Raw genomic sequence first — 8,246 nt, 5'->3', positions numbered from 1 at the left:
CCTCGAGACCGTGGCCGATCTTCTCGACCGGCCACGGGCGCCGCTGGCCGCCCGCCATGGCGCCGGCCTGATGATGCGGCTCGACCAGGCGCTGGGCCATGTCGACGAGCCGATCTCGCCCCGCCTGCCGGTGCCCGAGCATATGACCGAGCGCCGCCTGGCCGAGCCGATCAGCCTCGAGGTCCATGTCCTCGATGTCATCGGGCAGTTGGGCGACAGCCTCGGCCAGGGGCTCGAAGCCGTGGGCCGGGGCGCGACCCGGATCGAGGTCAGCCTGTTCCGGGTCGACGGCGTGCTGCGCCGGATCCGCGTCGGCAGCAGCCGGCCCTTGCGGCGGGGCGGCGAGATGCGCCGCCTCTTCGCCGATCGGCTGATTGCCGCCTCCGACGAATGGGAGGCGGGCTTTGGTTTCGACCTGATCCGCCTCGCCGCGATCGAAAGCGCCTTGCTGCGCCCCCAGCAGCCGGGGCTGGATGGCACGGCGGCGGTCGCCGCCGACGTCGCCTTCACCGGCCTGATCGATCATCTCGCCGCCCGCCTCGGCGCCGGGCGCATCCGTTGCCTCGGCGGGCGCGATACCCATGTGCCTGAAGGGGCGATGGTGCTGCCCCCCTTCGGCCCCCCGGTGCCACCCGTCCTGCCCCCGCCCGATCACGACAGCGCGGTGCCGGCCCGGCCCTATCGTCTGCTCGATCGGCCCGAGCCGATCGAGGCCATCGCCGAAGTGCCGGACGGCCCGCCCCGGCGCTTTCGCTGGCGCGGTGCCTGGCATCTGGTGACCCGGGCCGAGGGGCCGGAGCGGATCGCGCCCGAATGGTGGCGGGCGGGTGGCGGCGATCTTCCGCCGACCCGGGATTATTTCCGGGTCGAGACCGAGGCGGGCCTGCGTCTGTGGCTGTTCCGCGCCGGCCTCTACGGGCGGGAGACGGACCGGCCGGACTGGCATCTGCACGGGTTCTTCCTGTGACCGGGGCTTACGCCGAACTGGCCGTCGCCAGCGCCTATACCTTCCTGCGGGGCGCCTCCCATGCCGACGAACTGGTACTGACGGCAAAGGCCCTTGGTCTTGCCGGCATCGGCATCGCCGACCGCAATTCGGTGGCCGGGGTGGTCCGGGCCCATGTCGCGGCGAAGGAGGCGGGGTTTCGCCTCGCCGTCGGCGCCCGCCTCGTCTTTTGCGACGGCACGCCCGACATTCTCGCCTATCCTTCCGACCGGGCGGCCTGGGGCCGGCTGACCCGCCTCATCAGCCTTGGCAAGCGGCGGGCGCGGAAGGGCGAATGTCATCTCGGCCTCGACGATCTCGCCGGTTTCGCCGAGGGCCAGAACCTGATCCTGTGCCCGCCCGCCCGGGTCGAGGCGGCGGCTCTCGCCCCCGTGCTCCGGCGCTTTTCGGGGCAGATCCGCCTTGGCGCGGGCCTGACCTATCGGGGCGACGATCACCGCCGCCTCGCCCGGTTGCGGCGTCTCGGGGCGTCATGCGGCGTGCCGCTGATCGCGATGAACGACGTCCTCTATCACAATCCCGCCCGGCGCCCCCTCGCCGACGTGATGACCTGCATCCGCGAGCATGTGACGATCGACGGCGCCGGCCGCCGGCTCGATGCCAATGCCGAGCGCCACCTGAAGAGCCCGGCGGAAATGGCCCGGCTCTTCGCCACCGCGCCCGAGGCGGTGGCGGAAACCGGCCGCTTCCTCGACCTCTGCCGCTTCTCCCTCGACGAATTGTCCTATGACTATCCGGACGAGGTCCTGGCCGGTTACCCGGACGCCCAGAGCGCCCTCGCCGCCCTGACGGCGACGGGCGCCCGCCGCCGCTTTCCCGCAGGCGTGCCGGGCGAGGTCCGAGTTGCGATCGAACATGAACTATCGCTCATCGGAAAACTGAACTATGCCCCTTATTTCCTTACGGTATATGACATTTCCCGCTTCGCGAAAGAGCGGGGCATCCTCGCGCAAGGGCGTGGTTCCGCCGCCAATTCCGTCGTCTGCTATTGCCTTGGCGTGACCGAGGTGAACCCGCGGGAAGTCGATCTCCTGTTCGAGCGTTTCGTCAGCGAGGAACGCAAGGAGCCGCCGGATATCGACGTCGATTTCGAGCACGAGCGGCGCGAGGAGGTGATCCAGTACATCTATGCCCGCTACGGGCGGGAGCGGGCGGGCCTTGCCGCCACCGTGATTTCCTACCGGGGGCGCAGCGCGATCCGTGAGGTCGGCAAGGTCTTCGGCCTGTCGGAAGACGTGACCGGCCGATTGTCGGGCTCGATCTGGGGCTGGAGCAGCAAGGGCCTCTCGGATGAAGCCGCCGCCCGCGCCGGGGTCGACCCCCGCGACCCGCGCCTTGCCCAGGCGCTCGACCTCGCGCGGGAGTTGATCGGCTTTCCCCGCCACCTGTCCCAGCATGTCGGCGGCTTCGTCATCACGAAAAGCCGGCTCGACGAAATCGTGCCGATCGAGAATGCGGCGATGCAGGACCGCACCCTGATCGAATGGGACAAGGACGATCTCGATGCCTTGCGCATCCTCAAGGTCGACGTGCTCGCCCTCGGCATGCTGACCTGCATCCGGAAAGCCTTGCACCTCCTGCGCGATCATTACGGTATGGCGGCGGAATTGTCGGCGATCCCGCGAAACGAGGCCGCGGTCTACGACATGCTGTGCCGGGCGGATTCGACCGGCGTCTTCCAGGTCGAGAGCCGGGCGCAGATGACCATGCTGCCCCGCCTGAAACCCCGGACCTATTACGACCTGGTGATCGAGGTGGCGATCGTCCGTCCCGGCCCCATTCAGGGCGGCATGGTCCATCCTTACTTGCGCCGGCGCGGCGGCCAGGAGGCGGTCGACTACCCGTCCCCCTCGCCCGAGCATGGCGAGCCGGTCGAGTTGCGCCGCGTACTGGAAAAGACCTGCGGCGTGCCGCTGTTTCAGGAACAGGCGATGCGGATCGCCATCGTTGCCGCCAAATTCACCCCAAGCGAGGCCGACCGCCTGCGCCGGGCCATGGCAACCTTCCGCCGGGTCGGCACCATCCACCTCTATCGCGACAAGCTGGTCGAAGGCATGGCCGGTCGCGGCTACCCCCGCGATTTCGCCGAACGCTGCTTTTCCCAGATCGAAGGTTTCGGCGACTATGGTTTTCCGGAATCCCATGCCGCCAGTTTCGCCCTGCTGGTCTATCTCTCGTCCTGGATCAAGTGCCGCTATCCGGATGTCTTCTGCGCCGCCCTCCTGAACAGCCAGCCCATGGGTTTCTATGCCCCGGCCCAGCTGGTGCGCGATGCGCAGGACCACGGCGTGGAGGTCCGGCCGGTCGACATCAACGCATCCCATTTCGATGCGGTGCTGGAGCCGGACGGCCAGGGCAGGCTGCACCCCCGCCACCGCGCGATGGCGGGCGAAATCCGGACCGCCCATGCCCTCCGCCTCGGCTTTCGCCAGATCGACGGTTTCCGGGCCGATGACGCGGCCGTGATCGTCGCGCGGCGCGGGGCGGGTTACGATTCCGTGCGCGATCTGTGGCTGCGCAGCGGCCTCGCCCCTGCCGTGCTGGAGCGGCTCGCCCTTGCCGACGGCTTCCGCTCCCTCGGGCTCGACCGGCGCGATGCGCTCTGGGCGGTGCGGGGTCTGCGCCGGGCGGGCGACAAGGAAGACCTGCCGCTGTTCCGCCATGCCGCGACGATGGCGGTGGAGCCCGACGCCCATCTGCCGCCCCTCGCCCCCGGCCAGCAGGTGATCGAGGATTACCGCCGGCTGCACCTCTCGCTGAAGGCCCATCCGGTCTCGTTCCTGCGCGAGAAGCTGAACGCGCTGGATGTCACCCGCAACGGCCGGCTGGCGGACATGCGGGATGGCCGGCGTCTCAACGTCTCAGGCCTCGTTCTCGTCCGTCAGCGCCCGGGCACCGCCAGCGGCGTGATCTTCATGACCCTCGAGGACGAGACCGGCATCGCCAATATCGTGGTCTGGCCCAAGGTCTTCGAGATCTATCGCCCGATCGTCATGGGCGCCCGCTTCGTCACCGTGAGCGGGCGCCTGCAATCGGCCGAGAACGTCATCCATGTGATCGCCGAGCGGATCGACGACCAGAGTCCCCTGCTCGACGCCCTCGCCCGCAGCCGCCAGGCGGCGGACGTCATGCCCAAGGGGCGGAACTTCCATTAGGTCCCGGCGCGCTGCGGCCGCGCCTGCATGGCCCGCCCCTCCAGCCACTTGAGACCGACGAAGCAGAGCGCACCCGTCAGCGCGAAACCACTGAGAAACTGCGGATAGGACCAGACGCCATAGGCGAGCGGCTTGGCGCAGCCGAGCATGACGCCGTAAGTCCAGCAGGCGATATTGATCGCCGAGAGCCGCAGCATGGGGCGGGCATCGCCCCTCGCCAGTCGCGGCACCCCATAGTGCCGCATGGCCTGGGTGGAGGCCAGCCACACCAGGACCACGGTGACCTTGCACCAGAGCTTGGGATTGGAGAGATAAAGCTCGAACCCCTTCTGCCAGATGCCGAGCACGATCAGGGTCAGGCCCGAAAGCCAGAGATGCAGGTCCGCCGTGCGGATGCCGCGCGCCCAGGACGGATCGTAAGGCGCGAGGCCGAGCAGGCTGCGAATGGAGAAATGGATATAGACCGGGCCCAGGGCGAAGCCGATCAAATGCCAGACCGCGGCCAAGGTCACCAAGAGGCCGATGACTTCGCTCATGTTCACGGCGGATACTCCTTCAAGCGATTATTACGCAAATACATTTCGCTTTTTGGAACCGATGTACGAAGACATGAATCCGTAACATCGATCACTTGGAGATTTCCGGCACCCATCGTCGCCGGACTTCACCAAAGCACCGCCGAACCATGCCGCAAGCGAGCGGCATGAAAAAGCCCGATCCCTTCCGGAATCGGGCTTCTATACTGTGTCCGATTGTCGCCGTAACGGGATACGTCCCCCGGCCGGTCTCACACGAAGTCGAAGTTGCTCGCCGTCAGATCGCCCAGCGCGACATTCTGCAGGGTGATCTTGTTCACCCCGTCATAGGCGATGACGACATCGAAGCCCGATGTCGTCGCATGGGCCAGGGCATCGGCGAAATCGGCGAAGATGCCGGTGTCGAACGACAGGATGTCGCCCGCGGCCCCGGCGGTGAAATCGGTGACCGTGTCCTTGCCGAAGCCGAGGGCGCCATAGACGAAGATGTCGCTGCCGTCGCCGCCCGAGAAGGTGTCGGCACCGCCCAAGCCCTCGAAGCGGTCGGCGAGCGCCGTGCCGGTCATCGTGTTGTTCAGGCCATTGCCCACGGCCTTGCCGCCGGATGCCCCGGACAGGACGATGTTCTCGACCCCGTCGGCCAGGGTATAGGGGCCGGCCGAGGTCAGCACGACGGTATCCGTGCCGCTGCCGCCGGTCTCGTCGACGATATCGGTCGCGCGGTCGACGACATAGGTATCGTTGCCGAAGCCGCCCTGCATCAGGTCGCTGCCGGTGCCGCCGTCGAGCGTGTCGCCGCCGCTGCCGCCGATCAGCGTGTCATCGCCGCCGAGGCCGGACAGGACATTGGCCCCCGCCCCGCCGGTGATCGTGTTGGCCAGCGAATTGCCGGTGCCATCGACGGCGAGACTGGTGGTGATGGTCAGCTTCTCGAGGCCGGAGCCGAGGGTGAAGGAAACGCTGGTCCGCACCTCATCCATGCCGTCGCCATAGGCCTCGCTGGCGACATCGCCCGTGGCATCGACGATATAGATATCGTCGCCGAGGCCGCCGCGCATGTTGTCGTCGCCGGTGCCGCCATCCAGCAGATCGGCGCCCTCCGCCCCCAGCAGCTTGTCGTTGCCCGCCTTGCCGAAGAGCTGGTCGTCGCCTTCGAGGCCCTGCAGCGTATTGACCGCGCCATTCCCCGTCAGCACATTGGCCAGCGCATTGCCGGTGCCCGACAGCGCCGCCGTGCCGCGCAACAGAAGCCCTTCGATCCCGGCGCCCAGCGTGGTGTTCAGCGTCGTTTCCACCGTATCGAAGCCATCGCCCCCGGCTTCGTCGACGATATCGCCCGTGTGATCGACGACATAGGTATCGTCGCCGAGGCCACCGCGCAGCGTATCGATGCCCCGCCCGCCGTTCAGCCGGTCGTTGCCGGCGCCGCCGGTGATGACATTGGCGAGCGTATTGCCGGTCGCCGTGAAATCGCCCGCGCCAATGAAGCTCAGGTCCTCGATGTCAGCGCCGAGCACGATGCCCGAGATCGAAGCCAGGACGGTGTCATGGCCGGCATTCCGCGCCTCGACGATCACATCGGCGGCATCGTCGACGACATAGGTATCGTCGCCGCCCCGGCCGACCATGCGGTCGGCGCCCGCGCCGCCGTCGATCCTGTTGGCGCCATCGGTGCCGCTGAGATCGTCGGCCCCGCTGCCGCCGATGATATTCTCGATGCTGATCAGTGTATCGTTGCCAAGGGCATGGCCGCTCGACGTGCCGGCCGCGAGGTCGGCGATGATGCTATTCGGTGTCGTGCCGAAGGCGACCGTGTCGCTGCCCTCGCCGCCGTCGAGGATGTCGCCGCCGGCCCCGCCGATCAGCAGATCGTCGCCGCCCACGCCCCGCAGCGTGTCCTTGCCGCCCGCGCCGTTGAGGGTGTCCGCCAGGGCGCTGCCGAAATGCACGTCGTCACCGGCCGTGCCCAACCAGTCCTGGGCATCGCCGGCATGGCCGAAGACGACATGGGTCGCGCCCGCCCGATTGTTGACATAGTAGGGCATCCCGGTATCGGGCGTGCCGATGGCCAGATCGTCGAAGCCATCGCCATTGAAATCGCCTGCCGCATGAATGTTCCAGCCGGCGGTGCTGAAGGTGCCGCCATCGAGGCGGAAGCCGTTGCTGCCGTCGAGGGTCGAGGCATCGATACTGGCGAGCGTGCCGTCGGCCTGACCGAAGACGACGTAATACTGACCGATGATGATATCGGCCAGAGTGTCGCCGTTGATATCGCCCGCCGCGGTGCCTGAGGTGCCGCCGCCCGAGACGAAGAACCCATTGGCGCCGCCGAGGGTCGTGGGGTCGAGCGAGGCCACGCCATTCGCCGGGCTGAAGACGATGTAAACCCCCGGGCTGCCCCCCGAGGTCACGCCGACGGCGATGTCGCCAAGCCCGTCGCCGTTCACGTCACCAGCGGCGGAAATGCTGGTGATCGCGACCGCGGCATCCAGCTTGTATCCGTCGGTGCCGTCGAGGGTGGAGACGTCGACGGTGTCGCCGAGGCCGCCGGCTTTCCCGAAGACGACATAGGCATCGCCCGCCGTGCCGCGGATCAGGATATCGTCGATGCCGTCGCCATTGGCGTCGCCCGCGGCCGAGGTCGCGGCCAGGGCAGCCCCTGTCAGATGGACCCCGGACGATGCGTCGATCGACGCCAGTTCGGCATCGCTCGGCAGGCCGTCCGCTGCCCCGAAGACCACGAGGCCCGGTCCGATCGCGACATCGTCGAACCCGTCGCCGTTCACGTCGCCAACCGCCGTGAAGCCGGCGAAATCGGACGACGCCTCGCCCGCCCAATGGGTTCCGTGACCGAAGACGATATAGCTGCGGGGACTCGCTTCCCAATGATAGTCGATGGCGCCGACGTCAATGAAATAATAGCTGCCGGAGCCTTCGATCACCAGATCGGCGAAGCCATCGCCATTGATGTCGCCCAGCCCCTCGATACGGCGCCCGAAGTCCTCCTCGTATTTTCCGATGAAGGAAGGCGAGCCGTAGCCGTATGCAGGGAAGGGACCATGATCGCCCATGAAACTGGCCACGGAGCCGGAGGTATACTGGCTCCAGCCCTCGCCCGAGGGAGTCCCGATCACCACATCGTCGAAACCATCGCCGTTCATATCGCCGACGCCGGCGACGACGCTGCCGCTATGGCCATCGTCGTAGGTGGTCCAGATATAGGTTCTGGTGCCGTTGCTGCCGTCGATGCTGGACAGCTCGAAGACCGGAGAAAAGGCAGTCATGGCTGTTGCCCTTATAAATTGCGGTCGTTTCCCCAGCCAAAGTAATACGTTTGTCCGGTCTGGTATATGGCCGTCCGTGCCTGCGACATCGGGGCCTCAGAGCCGCTTGTAGAAGAAGGTCGTCTCGGCCAGCGGGCCCTCTGGCTTGCGCGAATGGCCGGGCACGCGGCCGAATTCGGTCCAGCCGCAGGCCTTGTAAAGCGCCTCGCCCGCGCTGCCGCTTTCCGTGTCCAGCATCAGAAGGCTGCGGCCGGCGGCGCGGGCG

The 8,246-nt window shown here is 67.5% G+C and carries 3 protein-coding genes and 1 pseudogene; 2 read left to right on the top strand and 2 right to left on the bottom strand.

The annotated features are described in order from the left end of the window. Positions 1–967, top strand: a pseudogene (locus WAZ62_RS01940) (DNA polymerase Y family protein); the annotation flags it as partial. Continuing rightward, positions 964–4,161, top strand: a complete 3,198-nt coding sequence (locus WAZ62_RS01935; RefSeq protein ID WP_422641847.1) for an error-prone DNA polymerase — start codon at positions 964–966, stop codon at positions 4,159–4,161. The pseudogene WAZ62_RS01940 and the gene WAZ62_RS01935, both read left to right, overlap by 4 nt. Here the strand turns inward: WAZ62_RS01935 and WAZ62_RS01930 are convergent. Together WAZ62_RS01930 and WAZ62_RS01925 are read right to left on the bottom strand one after the other, a co-directional pair. After that, on the bottom strand, positions 4,158–4,703 hold the full coding sequence (locus tag WAZ62_RS01930) for a hypothetical protein (protein ID WP_422641846.1): 546 nt from the start codon (positions 4,701–4,703) through the stop codon (positions 4,158–4,160). The genes WAZ62_RS01935 and WAZ62_RS01930 overlap by 4 nt on opposite strands. A 245-nt stretch (positions 4,704–4,948) precedes the next feature. Next, on the bottom strand, positions 4,949–7,981 hold the full coding sequence (locus WAZ62_RS01925) for a calcium-binding protein (protein ID WP_422641845.1): 3,033 nt from the start codon (positions 7,979–7,981) through the stop codon (positions 4,949–4,951). Positions 7,982–8,246 lie beyond the last annotated feature (265 nt).

It is taken from the genome of Zavarzinia sp. (genome assembly GCF_049306435.1).
GTDB lineage: Bacteria > Pseudomonadota > Alphaproteobacteria > Zavarziniales > Zavarziniaceae > Zavarzinia.
Note: the sequence above shows the minus strand (reverse complement) of the source record. Positions and strands in the feature narration are given on the sequence as shown.

What these genes read in the sequence shown, in the direction of transcription:
- WAZ62_RS01925 (WP_422641845.1), bottom strand. Translation starts at nt 7,981, where the DNA reads ATGACTGCCTTTTCTCCGGTCTTCGAGCTGTCCAGCATCGACGGCAGC.